A 15,702-nucleotide genomic window follows, 5' to 3' on the forward strand; every position below is an offset into this window, starting at 1 on the left:
CAGCCGAGTGGTGATCGCCACACCGGATGGACCCGCCACCGGCTTGACCCCACGCCACTCCCGCAACTTCTCGGCCGTCACACCACGACCATCCCAAACACCACCGACAAAACCCCGCCACGACCAAGGTCGACCAACAAACCCGCCAACAGCAAAGAACCCGGCAAGCCGCACGGAACGGAAAAGCGCGGACCGCGCGTCCAGGGCGGCGACCCGCACCGTCAGGGCTGAGCGGCACGCCAGAGTGACGGCGGGCTCGTTAACCCGCGTCGAAGTAGGAGCTCTCCAGCATGTCGTGGACGGCCTTGGCGTGTACCCGGAAGGATCGGCCAACGCGCACCGCGGGCAACTCACCGTTGTGAACCAACCGGTAGACCGTCATCTTGCTGACCCGCATCAGCGCCGCCACCTCGGCCACAGTGAGAAATTGCGTCCTGGGCTGCTGGCCGTCGGCTGAACCGCTATCCCTCGCCGATTTACCGCCAGCTGAATCCCGTGCCGATGGCCCGTTCATAGACGTCATCGCAACCCAATCAGTCAGGCGCGTGCAGTCCCGGCGGCTTCCCCTCCGCTGGCACCCACACGTGCATACTCACAGGAGAATAGCGGGACTAGTGGGGTTACTGCGACGGGTGGGGGAAAATCCTTCGAAATTCATTAGTTACTCTGATGTGATTCGCAGCTCTTCGGAGCGCCTTTTCGCGGCCTGTACCGCATCGTCGATCGCCGCGCGCAAACCACCGCGTTCGAGTTTGCGCAGCGCAGCGGCGGTAGTACCGCCGGGCGAGGTAACCATTGCCCGCAGCCGCGCCGGGGTAGAGATATCGGGCGTCGCCGCACCGCCCGGTCCCCGGTCCTGCTCCATCCGGTCCAACAACATCGCGGCTGATCCCGCCATGGTCTGCGCGACCAGTTCGCTGGCGACTGAATGGCTCAGCCCCACGCCGACGGCAGCGTCCACCAGGGCCTCGACCATCAGGAAGAAATATGCCGGACCCGAACCGGACACCGCGGTCACGGCGTCCATTTGCGTCTCCGGAACCGTCAGCACACCGCCGACCGAGTCGAACAGCGCGGCGGCCTCTTTGAGCTGTTCGGGGGTGGCGAAGCGGCCCTTGGCCAGCGCGCTGACCCCGGCACCGACCAGCGCCGGAGCGTTGGGCATCACCCGCATCACCGGCGTCCCGGCCGGCAGCCTGGATTCCAGGTAGGTGGTGGTGACGCCGGCGGCGACAGTGATGAACACCTGCTCGGGGTTGTCCTCGTCAGCCTGGGCAACCAGCGCAGCGATCTCGCCGACGACCGGCTCGACGTCGGAGGATTTGACCGCGATGATGACGAACGTCGCGTTCTCCACCGCCTCGGCCAGCGACGTCACCAGCACCGAATACGTATCAGCAAGGTATTTGGCGCGGTCGGGCAGCCGTTCGGCCACCACCAGATCCTTGACCTGTCTCCCCGCCCGCAGCAACCCGGACAACAGGGCCTCCCCCATACTGCCGCCGCCGACGATCGCGATTCTGGCCATGTTGGCAAGCATGGCAGAGAGGCCGGCACTACGGGGCGGGTGGTCGCAAGCGCGGCGCAGCCGGGCGCAGCGGGCCGCCCGCCGTTTAACGGGGTGGCACCATCGCCAATTGGCGGGTCTGCACCACGATGCGGCCCTCGCAGTCGACAACGACGTGGTCCTCATCGAACCAGTCCTGCCCGATCTGCATGCAGGTACACACGACGCGTAGCCAACCGTCGGCCGGCAACCCGCGCAGGTATGCGGTCAGCTGCACGGTCGGCGCCCAGCCGGTGCGGCCCACGGCGAAGCTCACCGGTGCCGACACGTCCCCGCACATCAGCGCGAACAACACGTCGGGCGCCACGCCGCGCGGCCGCACCCACAGCTGGATCACCGGCGGTGAGCCGTCGGTGGGCTCCGCCGTCGAAACCAGCGGCCGCACATCGCAGCCATCGGCTAAATGCACCAGCCCGGCCATCGGGTGACCGGGACCGATCGGCGCGATGTCGTCCGGCGGTTCGGGTGCCATCAGGTCCACCACCGGGTTGGCCGACAGCAGCGGCGGCACCAGGTGCTCCGGCTCGCCGAGCGTGATCACCGCGTGCACGGCCGTGCGATCGCCCTGGTTGAGCTCGACATCGACCACACCGATCCGCCGGCCGCGCTTGCGGATCGACGTCACCAGCCGCATCGGCCCGGGGTCGGGCGCCCACAGGAAGCTGCCCGACACCGCGACCGGCGCAACGTCTGACCCGCCGTGCGCGATGCGAGCGGCGTTGGCGCACAACGCCAGCATCGCCCCGCCGTGCACCTTGGGCCCGATGGTCCAGTGCTTGTTCAATTCGCCGTCAAAAACGCCGGACCCGGCTTTGCGCAGCGTCATCGCATCGGTGAATAACGACGTCATGTTTCCTTTCGACGGTTTATGGCGCCGCTCCTCCTCATCGCTTCGTCCCCAGCTTCGCGGGGGCCCACTGCATCGTCGTCGGCGCTCAGCGCAACAGGTACGCCCGGGCGAACTGTAACGACTCGGCCAGCATGGCCTCGCGCTCGTGGCTCGATCCCGCGCTCGAGGTGGACACCTCCAGCACGACATGGCCGGCGAAGTCGCCGCCGGCCAGCATCTCGCACACCTCGACCACCGGTTGGCTGCCGCGGCCCGGCACCAGATGCTCGTCGGCCGGGAGCCCGCTGCCATCGCACAGATGCAGGTGCACCAGACCCGAACCCATCCGCTGCGCCATGTCCACCGCGTCGGTGCCGGCCGTCGCGGTATGCGATAGGTCCAGCGTGTAGTGCGCATGGTTGCCGTCCAGCGGATCGTAGGACGGCGCAAACGCCGAAATACCCGGGCCAGGTCCGCCGCCGCGCCTGCGCATCCGCTCCTTGGACTGGCCGGCCCTGAAGAACCGGTCCGCCCGGAACGGGAACATGTTCTCCACCGCGACCAGCACGTCGCGGGATTCTTCCAGGGCAGCGACCTGCTCGGTGAACCCCTCGGCGTAGCGCCGCTGCCAACGGAACGGGGGATGCACGACGACGGTCTGGGCGCCGAGTTGTTCGGCGGCCCGCACGCTGCGTTCCAGCTTGGGAATCGGGTTGGCACCCCAGACCCGTTGCGAGATCAGCAGGCATGGCGCGTGCACCGACAAAACCGGTACCCGGTACCGCCGGGAGAGCTTCGCAACGGCGGCGATGTCCTGGCTGACCGACTCACCCCACACCATCAGCTCGACGCCGTCGTAACCGAGACTGGCCGCGTACTCGAAGGCGGTCTCGGTCCTCATCGGGTAGACCGAGGCCGTCGACAGACCGACCTTGATGGCTGGGCGCACCGAGCGACTAGCCGGATTGCAACAGGGCCAACGGCCCCAGCGTGACCAGTGCCCCCACCGCGACCGCGATCAGCGTGCTGCCGATGTCCTCGGTCTTGCGGACCACCCGCACCCCCGCCACCAGGCCAAGAATGACCAGCACCGAGAGCACCAGCGCCACGATGTTGTTCCACCGCCACAGCTGGTCGAACGCGATGAACAGCCCGGCGCCGAATGCCACCGCCAGAATCGACTGCAGCACAACCAATCCGCCGCGGAGCATGGTTTCGGAGTCGTCCGCCGACGGATAGGCGTCCGCGACCTCAGCGGTGAGATCGGTGTCGGCGTCGGCAAGATCCGGGTAGTCCTCATCGGCCTCGTCGGCGTCGGTGACGTCGTCGCGCGCGGAATCCCCTTCCGGCTCGGCTTCGACGCCCGGAGCGGTCGTTCGGCCAGAGAACAGGCCCACCGACCGACGTAGGTACGAGCGCACATAGGCAGAGTCCTCGTTCGCCGGTTCGGCTTCTCGGACCTCGGTGTCCATCACGTCCACCGGCATGCCGGCATAATCCTCCAGCGGGTCCGGGCTCATCTCCTCGGCGCCCGGTTGCGTGTCGGGCGCCTCGGCGCGGTCGTCAATCCGGGCGGAGTTACGCACCGGCAGCGGGTACGGGCTGCGCTCGGGCCGGGACTCGCGCGGGTGCTGCTGCGGGGATTCGGGCCAGCGGGGCTGGAGTGCGGACCAGTAGGGGGCCTCGCCGACTTCGTGGTCGGTTTTCTCGACAACCGGCGCGACGGCGGCACCGTTGGCGCGCTGGGCATGGGTTCCCGGGCCACGACGCTCGGTCTCGTCGTGCTCGACGTCGTCACTGACAATGGGGATCTCACCGGTCAGTTCGGCGACCGTCACCGCGTCGCTGTTGCCGCGTCGACGGCGACGGCGCCCGCTGACCGGCGGCGGAGCGCCGATCGTGCCGTTCTTGGCCAGCAGCTCTGCCACTGAGATCGGGCGGGTGTCCGGGCTGTCATGTGGTCCAGTCATGATGTGTCGCCTCTCGATCGGCTAACCGCGGTCCGATCACCTTGCCGGCCTTTAGCATCGCGCACGGAGGCCTCAACCTGTGCGGTTCCGTCGACTTCGCTGTCGAGTTTGCGCAAGATGAGACCTTCCCGTAGTGCCCACGGGCAGATGTCCACAGTTTCGATCGACAGCGCACGCATAGTCGCCTCCGCCACCAGAGCTCCCGCAACGATTTGCGGTGCCCGTTCGGCACTGACTCCTTCCAGTTCAGCACGGTCAGCCGTCGTCATCCTAGAGATGAATGCTATGAGCTGTCTGAGACCGCTTGCGGTGAGCGTCCGCTGCACCCGCGGCCCCGCGGCCGACGGCGCCGCACCGGTGAGCCGCGCCAGCGAGCGGAGGGTCTTCGACGTTGCTACCACGAGGTCAGGGATGCCGGCGTCCAGGACGGTCACCGCGGCACTGGCCAATTCGGCATCCAGCCAATCCCGCAGCATCTCGACCCGACGCCGGCCGGGCGGGTCTTCTTTGAGCCATTCCCGGGTCAGCCGGCCGGCGCCCAGCGGCAGCGACAACGCCACCTCGGGTTCCTCGTCAACACCGTTGGACAGCTCCAGCGAGCCGCCGCCGATGTCGAGGTTGATGATCCGTCCGGCGCTCCACCCGTACCACCGGCGCACCGCCAGGAAGGTCAGCCGCGACTCGTCGACACCGCGCAGCACCTCCAGGTCAACACCGGTCGTGGCGCGCACCCGAGCCAACACGTCCTCGGAGTTCTTGGCGTCGCGGATCGCCGAGGTGGCGAAGGCCATCAGCTCGGCGCAGCCCGAGCTGACGGAGATCTTGCTGAACTCGTCGATCGTGGAAATCAGCTTGTCAACCCAGCGCCGGCCGATCTTGCCCGAGCTGTCAGTGGCCTCGGCAAGCCGCAGCGTGGCCTTGGTCGAACTCATCGGCGTCGGATGCCCGCCGCGGTGCGCGTCCACGACCAGCAGATGCACCGTGTTACTGCCCACGTCGAGCACACCTAATCGCACAAAACACAACCTAACGGGTAGGGCCGGGTTGGCCGAATTTCGCCCGGCGACAATGCGGACCGTGTCGCGGCCCGAGCAGGAGCCGGGCGATACCAACTTGGTCTACCGTGGGAATCGTGGCATCCTCGCAGCCCGAGCACCCGCATGAAGTCGAAATAGATTTCGCACGCGAATGGGTGGAGTTCTACGACCCGGACAATCCCGAGCACCTGATCGCGGCCGACCTCACCTGGTTGCTGTCGCATTGGACGTGTGTTTTCGGCACCCCGGCCTGTCAGGGAACGGTGGCCGGGCGGCCGCACGACGGATGTTGTTCGCACGGGGCGTTTTTGTCCGACGACGACGACCGCGCGCGGCTCGACGGCGCGGTGTCCCGGCTCACCGACGACGACTGGCAGTTCCGCGAGAAGGGCCGCGGCCGCAAGGGCTACCTGGAGCTCGACGAGCATGAGGGCGAACCGCAGTGGCGCACCCGCAAACACAAGGGGGCGTGCATCTTCTTGAACCGGCCCGGGTTCCAAGCCGGCCCCGGCTGTGCACTGCACACCGCGGCGCTTCGCCTGGGCGTGCTCCCGCTGACGATGAAACCCGACGTCTGTTGGCAGCTGCCGATACGGCGCAGCCAGGAATGGGTGACCCGCCCCGACGGCAGCGAGATCCTCAAGACCACCATCACCGAATACGACCGCCGCGGCTGGGGCGCCGGCGGGGCCGACCTGCACTGGTATTGCACCGGCGATCCGGCCGCTCACATCGGCGCCAAGCAGGTGTGGGAAAGCCTGGCCGCCGAGCTGACCGAGCTGATCGGCGAGAAGGCCTACGCGGAGCTGGCGGCGATGTGCAAGCGGCGCAGCGGGTTAGGGCTCATCGCGGTGCACCCGGCGACGCGGGTGGCCGAATAGCCGCCCGGCCCGCGCGGCTTCGAGCAGGTCAGCCGGCTGGCGCGAGCATGTCCTTCCATCCGGCGTCTCCGGTGTTGGTCGAGTTCTCGACCGAGTACTTCATCCCGTCGGGTCCGACGACCTCACCGCTCTGCACGTCGTAAATCCCCGTGACAGGCGCGTTCGGCGTATAGATGCACGGGTTCGGCTGCTGGCCGTTGCACTGGACGGTGCCCGACCCCGGCCGCTGCAGCGGGTCGCTGACCGGCGGCGGTGTCCCCGGCAGCCGGTCGGCGGGCAGCGGGTTGAGGCCGGTGTTGAGCGACGGCGCCGGGATCACCTGACCCGGGTTCACCGGCTGGTCACAACGCGCACCCGGCGCCGGGCAGTTGCGGATCTGGTTGGGATCGCCGTACCACGGGTTGGTGCCCAACGGGACATAGGGCTGGCTGCTGCGGCACTCCCGCGGAGTCGCCGCGCGCTTGCCGGGCACGTCCACGCACGGGTCGTTGCGGGCGCCGCGCACCACATTTGCCGGGGTCTCCTGCGGGATCTTGCAATAGGTGCCGCTCGGCAGCGGTTCGGCGCTGGTGTCAGCCGGTGACCGCCACTGCGAGGCGGGCAAGAAGCCGGTCAAACACGGCGGTGGTTGGTTGATCGACAGCGCGACATCCACGGACGCATGATCGGGATAGGCCGAGGTAGCCGACTGAGCGATCGCACCGGACTGCGGCAAGAACACCAACGCCTGCTCGACGCCCGAGTGATAACGCTTGAGCAGGTCGATCACCACCTCGAGGTTGGCCAACATCTGCGGCAACGAGTCCCGCACATCGTTGAACGTCGCGTTGACCTGATCGGCTGTCGGGCCCGCATTGGCCACAATGCTTTGTACCGCAGGGTCTTGCTGCGCAGTCTGCGCGGCCAGCGTGCTGAGGTTGGCGGACCAGCGCGCGATCGCGTCACCGGCATTCACTTGGCTGTCGATGATGGGTGCCGAACGCGTGATGATGTCGTCGACGTCGTCGATGCTGCCGTTGAAGTCGTGTGCGATCGCCTGGGTGGCGTCGACCAGACGCTGAAGTGACGGCCCCAGGCCGCCCACCGCCCGCGACGTCTCGGTGAGCAACGACGCGATCTTTTCCTTGGGCAGCACCGCCAATCCACGGTTGGCGGCATCCAACGCCGGGCCGATCTGGCTGGGAACCTGGCTTTTGGTGATCGTCTGCCCATTCTGAAGGTATGGACCGCCGTCCCTGGTCGACACCAGGTCGAGGTACTGTTCGCCGACCGCCGACACCGAGTGCACATTGGCGTTGGCGTCGGCCGGGATCCGATAGCCGGCATCGATGCTCATCGCCGCCCGCGCGCCCCGCCGGGTCGGTTCGACGTCGGTGACTTTCCCGATCGTGATGCCCCGGTATGTCACGTTGGCTGTTCGATACAGACCCCCGGACTGGGGCAAATCGGCAAAAAGCGTGTATCGGCCGATGCCGACCATGCTGGGTATCCGCAGGAAATACCAACCCAGGACCACCACCGCGATGACCGCGAACACGGCCAACAGAACCAATTGGGCTTTGATGAGGCGAGACAACATCTTTCACTCACCCCGCTCCACCAGCGGTCCGCCCGGTACGTCATTCGGGTTCGGCGTGAACCGGACGTCGGGGATCATGACTTCCGGATCCCGTCCCCACGACTGCTCGAGCGCCCGCAGCATTCCGGAGAATCCCGTCCCGCTCAGCAGCGCGTTGTCGAGGGTGCTCAGCGTCAGGTCGGCCGCCCCGGACACGTTGACGTAGTCGCCGCGAACCGCCTTCGACACGTTGTCGATGTTGAACGGTGCGGTCAGGCCCAACTTCAGCGCGCCGACCACATATGGCGCGGCCCGGACAAGCTGTTTGAGCGGCCGCTGCAACGACTGCAGATTCTGCCGAAGGTTGGGCGCGGTGTCGGACAGCGTACGGTTGGCGACGTCGCTGAACCGTCCCAGCGATTCGACAGCATCGGCGAACAGATTGCGAGTGTCGGCGAAATGTTTTATCAGCGGCGGGAATTCGGTGAGTACGCGATCCAGTGTGGCGTCGCGGTTGGCGACGATGGTCAGCAGTTGGTTGGTCGAGTCGATCGCCCGGGTGAGGTCGTCACGTTGCCGGTTCAGTTCAGCGGTGAATGTGTCTAGCCGCTTGAGGAATTCGCGGATCTGATCGACGCGCCCGTCCAGGATATTGATGACCTCGGTTTGGATCACGTCGAGGTTCGGGATGCCGCCGCCGTTGAGGATTACCGCGAGGCTGGTCAACGTCCGTTCGACGGTGGGAAACGCCGAGGAGTCCTTCAGCGGTATGGTGTCGCCGCTTTTCAGCGTTTGCGGCGAAGAGTTCGGCGGCGCGGCCAGTTCGACGTGTTGGGTGCCCAGCAGGCTGGTCTGGCCGATCTTCGCGGTCGCGTTGACCGGCAGCCGCACGGCTGGATCGAGGTCCAACGTCAGGGTCGCGACCCAGTTCTTCAGGCTGATGTCGCGGACGATGCCGACCCAGACATCGGCGACCCGCACCCGGCTGTTGGTGTTCAACGCCAGAGTGTCGGGCATCTGCACGTAGACCGTCAAGTGGTTGGGACCGGTGCCCCGACCGACCGGCAACGGCACATTGGCAATGCCGCGCCACCCGCACGAACTCAACACGACCGCGGACAGCAGCAACGCCATGCCGCGGCGAGCGACCCGCATCGCGCGCTGCATCCGCCGTCGGTTCGGCTTGCCGTTCGCGTTCGCGTCGCGTCTCACTGACCCGTACCTCCTTGTGCGGCAGCACTTTCCGCTGGCAGCGGCCCCGGCAGCTGCCCGGGAATCACGCCCGGCGCCGGACCCGGTGGCGGCCCGGGCTGCGGGTACCACGGCGGCGGCAACGGACTGGATTCGTCGTAGGAATCCGGCGATCCGGGCATGTTTGTTCCCGGTGGCGGTGGCGTGATGTCCGGCCCACCCATGAGCTCGGCCAGCGACTCCGGCGTCAGCAAGTTCGCCGTGAGCGCCTGAACCCGCGTGCCCTGCATTCCGGGGGCGACGATCCACCCGGGTTCAGTGTTGCGGTGCGACCACGGGGTGTCCCGCGAGAAGATTCCCGGCACGGTGGTGTCCTTGTAACCGGGCGGCGGGCGCAGCCGCTCCTCGGTGTACGCCACCTCTTTGGGCAGGGCGAACGCCGTGTTAAACAGGTTCATGCCGAACGGCAGGTAATTGGACTTGACGGCGTCGAGCACCGGCGCCAGGTATTCCGCGCACAGTTCGGCTGACTCCTGATAGCCCAGCCGGCTGCCAGCCTGGATGGCGCTGCAGATGGCCTGCAGCGGGTTCGCGAAATTCGGGAACACCCCCATGGCTATCAGCGCGCCGTGCACCGGCGCGTAGATGTTGTTGAAGTTGCCGGCGTAGGTGGGCAGCACGTGCAGCGCGGTCTCCAGCCCGTCCCGCGGCTCGGGTTGCAGTAGCGTAGTGGTCGCGTCAGCGAGATTGTTGACATCGTGAGTGAGCACGGACCCGTTGTCGCTGACGAACTTTCGAGCCTTGGCGAGCACCTCGTCGACCTGGGCGACCGTGTCGGCCACTTGGTGCTCGGATTTGGTGAACCAGCCGGTGAATTGGGCGAGGTTGTGGTTGACCGCGGTGAACTGCTGGTCGTTCTGGTACAGCGCGGTGACGAATTGCGCCAGGCTTCGGGTCACCGCGAAGAAGTCGCCCCGACCTTCGTTCAGCGCGGTCAACGCTTCGGACAAACTGGTCAGCGTTTGGTTGAGCTGGTTGCCCTTGCCGGCGAGGTTGTCGGCGGCCGATTCGATGATGTCGCCGAACGGCCCCTTCGGCTGCTGCGCTGTCGGACCCAGCTGCCGCAAGATCCCATTGATGGATTCGCGCAGCTGATCCCACTCGACGGGCACCTGGGTGTGCTCGATCGGGATCACCGCGCCGTCCTTCAGCACCGGCCCGCCGGTGTAGGGCGGTGACAGTTGGATGGTGCGCGACGCCACCAGGCTGGGGTTGAGGATCGACGCGGTGGCTCTAGCAGGCACCTTGTACTTGCTGTTGTAGTGCAAGGTGATTCGCATCTTGTCGCCGGCCGGCTCGATCTTGTCGATCGAACCGACTCGCACGCCCATGATTTGAACCTTGTCGCCGGGATACAGTGCGAGAACCTCGGGGAAGTACGCGACGACGGTGGTGTTGGTCAGCTTCCGGTAGAGCTGCACGCCGCCGGCGGCTGCGACAGCGGCGAAAACCACGGCCAGCAATCCGGCGAACACCGCCCGGCGGGTTAGCTTCGGCAGCCGAAGACTGCGGATATCAAAGATGGTCGACATGGGCTAGCCTCCTGGCCCGGGCGCGGCCTGCTCAACGGGGCAAAAGAGCGCATTCAAGCACAGGTGGCCACCCGATATCTGCGGCCCGGGTCCTGGGGGTGCCGGCGGTCCGGGCGGCAACCCCGGTGCGAACGTCGACGGCGGCGGGGTGGGGCCGGCCGGCCCCAACGGCTCGCTGCGCGCCCCCGGCGGTCCGGGTGCGATCGGCACCGGTGTGCCGGGAACATCCGGCGGTGCCTCACCGGGCCGCCCGGCGATCGGGATCCCCGGCGTGGGCGGCAGGCCGGTGCGGTTGGGCGGCAACGGATGGACGTCGGGCAGCCCCGGATAGGGACCCGCTAACGGACCGAACGGGCCCTCGCTTTGGTCTACGCCCGCGCACGGTAGCGGGTTGTCCGGGCGTGGCAGGCCGTCGAGCGGCGGCACGTAGGAGCACGGCGATCCCGGGGCGACGGCCGGGCCCGGATGATCCGGGGTGCCCTCCAACACTGGCGGTGCCGGCGGCGGCGCGCCGTTGGCGAACCGGGTGCCGTTGGGGTCCGGCCATCGGAACGCCGGCAGGCCCGCGCTGCGCCAGAAGTTCTCCGGGTCGATCCCGCGCTTCTTGAACGCGGCGTCCACCCACGGCTGCAGGACCCAGTACGGCAGCAGGTTGACCGCGATTGCCTTGAAGTATGGGCCGGAGCCGACCGCCTCGGTCAGCGACGCGGTGTATCTGGACAGCAGCACCAGTACATCGGCCAATTCGCTCTTGCGCTTGACCAACTCGTCGCTGACCGTGCCTAATTCCTCCAGCACCTGGTGAAGATTCGGGTTGTCGTTGATCAGACCCGACACCTGCGTGGACACCGCCGACACGTTGCGCAGCAGAACGTCCATCGCCTGACTGCGCTGCTTGAAGGCGGCCAGCAGAGTGTTGGTGTTGACCAGCAGCGTGTTGATCTGACCGCTGCGGTTGCCGAACACCGTGGCAACCTTGTTGGCGTTGCCCAAAAGTTGCTTGATCTGCGCGTCCCGCTTGCCGATGGTGTCGGAGAATCCCTTGACGCCGTCGAGCGCGGCGCTCAGGTGCGGATAGGTCTGGTCGAGAGTGTCCGACAACACGTTCAGCGAGTGCTTGACGGTGTCGATGTCCCAGCCCGTTGCCGCCTTTGTGACGTCGACGAACGCGTCGTAGATCTGGTATGGCGTGGTGTTCTGCCCGGCCGACAGGACACCGTTGGCCTGCAAGGGATCCGAACCACGCGGTTCGATCTGCATGTTCTTGCGGCCGAGAATGGTATCGGTGCGAACCGCGGCGCGGCTTTGGGTGCCGATGGTCTTGCCGGTCAGCGAGAATCCGATCAGGACCTTGTCGTCCTTGATGGCCAGCGAGCGCACCAGACCGACGTTCACCCCGGCGATTTCCACCTTGTCGCCCGTGGACAGGCCGCCGGTGTCGGCGAATTGCGCGTAGTAGGTGGGGCTCGCGAAGAGCATCGGCACGCTGGTGAAGCTTTGCCCCACACCGACGACCAGCAGCGTGACCACAGCGCCCATCAACCCGACGCGGCCGCGGTTGAATTCCGTGAGCACTCTCATTGCGGCGTGCACCTCCCCGTCGGCTGCTGCCAGAGCCGGACCGTGCGTACCGGCCCGCCAGGCTGTAACCCGTTGAGTCTCAGCGAGACATCGCACACGTAAAAGTTGAAGAAGTCGCCGTACAGTCCGCCGACGCGACCGATGGTCCGGTACGCGTTGGGCAGTTTCGCCAGCTCGTCGTCAAGGGTGGGCAGGTCTTTGATGAGTGCCTGTTGGATGCCGTCGAGGTATCCGACGGTGCCGTGCAACAAGGGGCGGTCCTCACCCAGCAGGTCGGCCAGAGTTCCGGCGGCGTTGCTGATATGCGCGACCGCGGCGGCCAGCGGATCGGCCCGATTCTTCAGTGCGGTGATCAGCGACTCGACGTTGTCGACTGTCTGGTCGAACTCGTTCTGATGCTTGACGGTGGTGGCCAGCACGGTGTTCAGGTTGCTGATGACCTCACCGATGGCTTGGTCACGGTCGGCCAGGGTTGAGGTCAGCGACGCGGTCTGGTCCAGGATGTCGTTGATGGTCCCGCCCTGCCCCTGGAACACGGTGATGATCGCCGACGCGATGGTGTTGACCTTGCCCGGGTCCAGCGCCTTGAACAGCGGCCGGAATCCACCGATCAAGGCATCGAGATCCAACGCCGCCCGGGTGTGCTCGACCGGGATCGTGGCGCCCGGGGCCAGTCGTTGGTCGCTGTCGCCACGCTTGAGTTCCAGGTAGCGGTCGCCGATCAGGTTGAGGTAGCGAATCGATGCGGTCGCCGCTCGGTCCAGGGGCAGGTCGCGGTCGATCCTGAAGTCGACCAGCACCCGGGTGTCCCCGTCGATCAGTGTCACTTTGGAGACCTTGCCGATCTCCACCCCCGAAGCGCGGACGAACTGTCCGGCCCGCAGTCCGCTGACGCCGGTGAACACCGCGGAGTACCCGGTGGTGCGGTCGAAACGCACCTGCCCGAACACGACGATGATCATTGCGGTGAACATCAACAGCACCAACCAGTAGATGCCGAGTTTGACTGCTGCGCCGGTGATTTTCATGGGTTGATCGTGTTATCCCCTACCTGTCGACCCCAGACGTACTCAAGTGCGTAGGGCGAACCGATTTCGAAGTGGTTGTACGGCGCGATACTGGCGCCGGTGTCCATCACCAGGTACGGTGCCGGCCACAGCTCGCGGGTGATGGTCTGCCAGCAGCCCGGCCGCCCGCCGGGACCACCACGAGCATTCACCCGCGGTAGATTGTCCGGGTAGACATAGGGATTGGGCGCAGCAATGATCGTTCCGACTCCCGACAGCGAGTAGCCATTGCCGCCGATCGCTTTCGCGATCTTGGGGGCCGCCTCGTAGAAATTGCGGGTCATGCAGAACAGTTCGGGGCTGTACGTGTCGAGTAGCTGGGCGGTCGGCACCAGATCGGCCGCCCCGCGCGCCAGATACTGCCCACCCCGCCGCAGGATGTCTTCGCCGGTGTTGCCCACTCCCACCGCCGACAACAACGCGGCATCGAGGTCATCCTGCTGCCTGTTGAGGGTGCCCGCGGTGATCAGCGCGTTCTGCAGGAAGTTCCACAGATCCGGTGACGCATCGGTATAGATGTCTGCCAGATCCGCCAACCGCTGCACGTCGTAACGGATTTGGGGCATACGCGGATTCAACTGCGCCAAAATATTGTTCCCGTTGGTGATCGACTCACCGAACCTGGTGCCCAACCCGTCGAGCGCCTGGGCCACCGCGGACAGCGTCGCATTGAGCTGGACCGGATCGACCTTCTCCGCGATCGAGGTGATCGTCTCGAACAACGTGTTGAACTCGGTCGTCACCGAACGCACCTCGATCACGTCATGAGGCGAGATAGGGCGCGGCACTGGGTTTTCCGGTGAGGTGAACGAGACATACTTATTGCCGAACACCGTGGCGGCCTCGATCTGGGCGTCCACATTGGCCGGAATCAACTTGACGTACTTCGGATCCACATCCAACAGCAGCTTTGCCGCCGGCCGATCGCCACGCTCGATCTCGGAGATACGGTCCACCCGGCCGATAGCCACGCCGTTGTAGGTGACCTTCGACCCCGGCTCCATCACCAAACCCGCCCGGGACGCCACCATCGTGAGCTCGATCTTCGGCGTGAAGCTTCCGCGAAACTGTAGGTATACCAATGCCAGAACCAACGCACAGACGCACAACAGGCCCACGCCCTCCAGGTACAGCAGGGTGGGCGGCCTGTTGCGCGTCGAAGTCGTCGTCACCGCGGTTATACCGTGAGGTTGAAGTTTGGGTTGACGCCGTAGAGCGCCAACTCGGCCAGCAGGACGACGACCACTATCGAGACAAGCGAGAAGCGCATCGATCGACCAACGGCCTTGCCGACACCGACCGGGCCGCCGCTTGCGGTGTATCCGTAGTAGCAGTGGGTGACCATCACGACCACAGCGATGATGATCACCTGCACGACCGACCAGCCCACGTCCTCGGGACGCAGGAATGTCCGGAAGTAGTGCTCGTAGGTGCCGTTGGACTGTCCATAGAAAACGGTTGTGACGACTTGCCCCGACATGAACGCCATGTCGAGCGCCAGCGCGTACAACGGCACGACCACCACCAGGCCGCCCAGGATGCGGGTGGACACCAGAAACGAGATCGACTTGATGCCCATCACTTCCAGCGCGTCGATCTCTTCGCTGATCCGCATGGCGCCCAGCTGGGCGGTAGCGCCGGCACCGACAGTGGCAGCCAGGGCGACACCGGCGACGATGGGTGCGGCGACGCGGGTGTTGGCCAACGCCGCGAAGAATCCGGTGAACGCTTCCACACCGATGTTACCGAGCGACGCGAAGCCCTGGATGGCGATCAACGAGCCACCGGACAGTGTCACGAAGCCAATGATCGCGACCGTGCCACCCACGACGGCCATCGCGCCGGTGCCCATGCCGATCTCGGCGATCAGCCGCAGCATCTCCCGGCGATACCGGCGCAGCGCCCACCCGATCTCCCCGATGCTGATCCGGGTGAACCGGGCGAAAGTGCCCAGCGTTTCCAGTGTTCGGGCCGCGCCACCGCCATAGCGGTTGAGGAGGGCGGCTGCCCGTGGATAGCGGGTGCGTAAAACAACGGCAGCAGTCGTCGTCATGTCAGCGCCCCGTCCCGAACCGGACGCCGATCGTGGTCAGCACCACGTTGACCGCGTAGAGGGCGACGACGCAGAGCACGACGGTCTCGTTGACGGCGGTGCCGAGCCCCTTGGAGCCGCCGCGCACGGTCAGCCCGCGGAAGCACCCGACGAGTCCGGCGATCAGACCGAAGATTGCGGCCTTGACCGTCGCGATGACGACCTCGGGCAGGCCGGTGATGGTGGTCAGGGTGGCCAGGTAAGCGCCGCCCGACACGTTCTGCAGATACACCCCGAACAGGTAGCCGCCCACCAGGCCGACGGTGATCACCAAGCCGTTGAGCAGTGTGGCGATCAGGGTGGCGGCAACTACCCGGGGCACCACCAGCCGGTGGAT

At 66.3% G+C, this 15,702-nt stretch carries 16 protein-coding genes; 2 read left to right on the forward strand and 14 right to left on the reverse strand.

The features are described 5' to 3' along the window. A partial coding sequence (locus ACRDTL_RS08695; RefSeq protein WP_431506305.1) for a hypothetical protein occupies positions 1–231 on the forward strand: 231 nt, incomplete at its 5' end. A gap of 28 nt (positions 232–259) precedes the next feature. Here ACRDTL_RS08695 and ACRDTL_RS08700 read toward each other — a convergent pair. The 6 genes from ACRDTL_RS08700 to ACRDTL_RS08725 form a co-directional block, all read right to left on the reverse strand. Beyond that, complete coding sequence (locus ACRDTL_RS08700; protein WP_431506306.1) at positions 260–523, reverse strand: helix-turn-helix domain-containing protein; 264 nt, start codon at positions 521–523, stop codon at positions 260–262. A 138-nt stretch (positions 524–661) separates the two neighbouring features. Beyond that, positions 662–1,528: a pyrroline-5-carboxylate reductase gene (gene proC, locus ACRDTL_RS08705; protein WP_431506307.1), complete on the reverse strand. Its 867-nt coding sequence runs from the start codon at positions 1,526–1,528 to the stop codon at positions 662–664. An 85-nt stretch (positions 1,529–1,613) separates the two neighbouring features. Further along, positions 1,614–2,417 (reverse strand): thioesterase family protein, encoded by an 804-nt coding sequence (locus ACRDTL_RS08710; protein ID WP_431506308.1) that lies wholly within the window; start codon positions 2,415–2,417, stop codon positions 1,614–1,616. A gap of 85 nt (positions 2,418–2,502) precedes the next feature. Beyond that, complete coding sequence (locus ACRDTL_RS08715; RefSeq protein WP_431506309.1) at positions 2,503–3,345, reverse strand: sugar phosphate isomerase/epimerase family protein; 843 nt, start codon at positions 3,343–3,345, stop codon at positions 2,503–2,505. Between the two features lie 7 nt (positions 3,346–3,352). Continuing rightward, positions 3,353–4,366, reverse strand: a complete 1,014-nt coding sequence (locus ACRDTL_RS08720; protein ID WP_431506310.1) for a hypothetical protein — start codon at positions 4,364–4,366, stop codon at positions 3,353–3,355. Beyond that, positions 4,363–5,382, reverse strand: coding sequence for a hypothetical protein (locus ACRDTL_RS08725; protein ID WP_431506311.1), 1,020 nt, complete (start codon positions 5,380–5,382; stop codon positions 4,363–4,365). The genes ACRDTL_RS08720 and ACRDTL_RS08725 overlap by 4 nt, the downstream gene beginning before the upstream one ends. Positions 5,383–5,489: 107 nt before the next feature. On the opposite strand from ACRDTL_RS08725, the gene ACRDTL_RS08730 reads away from it, so the two are divergent. Beyond that, entirely contained in the window at positions 5,490–6,284 is a 795-nt protein-coding gene (locus ACRDTL_RS08730; RefSeq protein ID WP_431506312.1) for a hypothetical protein, read from the forward strand. A gap of 28 nt (positions 6,285–6,312) precedes the next feature. Here the strand turns inward: ACRDTL_RS08730 and ACRDTL_RS08735 are convergent, their stop codons facing one another. The 8 genes from ACRDTL_RS08735 to ACRDTL_RS08770 all read right to left on the reverse strand — a co-directional run. Further along, positions 6,313–7,863, reverse strand: coding sequence for an MCE family protein (locus ACRDTL_RS08735; RefSeq protein ID WP_431506313.1), 1,551 nt, complete (start codon positions 7,861–7,863; stop codon positions 6,313–6,315). Positions 7,864–7,866: 3 nt separating this feature from the next. After that, on the reverse strand, positions 7,867–9,009 hold the full coding sequence (locus ACRDTL_RS08740) for a virulence factor Mce family protein (protein WP_431506320.1): 1,143 nt from the start codon (positions 9,007–9,009) through the stop codon (positions 7,867–7,869). Between the two features lie 41 nt (positions 9,010–9,050). After that, positions 9,051–10,625 (reverse strand): virulence factor Mce family protein, encoded by a 1,575-nt coding sequence (locus tag ACRDTL_RS08745; protein WP_431506314.1) that lies wholly within the window; start codon positions 10,623–10,625, stop codon positions 9,051–9,053. A gap of 3 nt (positions 10,626–10,628) precedes the next feature. Continuing rightward, entirely contained in the window at positions 10,629–12,206 is a 1,578-nt protein-coding gene (locus ACRDTL_RS08750; protein ID WP_431506315.1) for an MCE family protein, read from the reverse strand. After that, positions 12,203–13,234 (reverse strand): MCE family protein, encoded by a 1,032-nt coding sequence (locus tag ACRDTL_RS08755; protein WP_431506316.1) that lies wholly within the window; start codon positions 13,232–13,234, stop codon positions 12,203–12,205. Before ACRDTL_RS08755 ends, ACRDTL_RS08750 begins: the two co-directional genes overlap by 4 nt. Then, a complete protein-coding gene (locus tag ACRDTL_RS08760) occupies positions 13,231–14,445 on the reverse strand; it encodes an MCE family protein (protein WP_431506317.1) in 1,215 nt (404 codons plus the stop codon). Before ACRDTL_RS08760 ends, ACRDTL_RS08755 begins: the two co-directional genes overlap by 4 nt. A 5-nt stretch (positions 14,446–14,450) precedes the next feature. After that, a complete protein-coding gene (locus ACRDTL_RS08765; RefSeq protein ID WP_431506318.1) occupies positions 14,451–15,326 on the reverse strand; it encodes an MlaE family ABC transporter permease in 876 nt (291 codons plus the stop codon). Position 15,327: 1 nt separating this feature from the next. Then, positions 15,328–15,702, reverse strand: a 375-nt coding sequence (locus ACRDTL_RS08770) for an ABC transporter permease (RefSeq protein ID WP_431506319.1), incomplete at its 5' end; no start/stop codon positions are given.

This window comes from Mycobacterium sp., assembly GCF_050700595.1.
Classification (GTDB): Bacteria; Actinomycetota; Actinomycetes; order Mycobacteriales; family Mycobacteriaceae; genus Mycobacterium.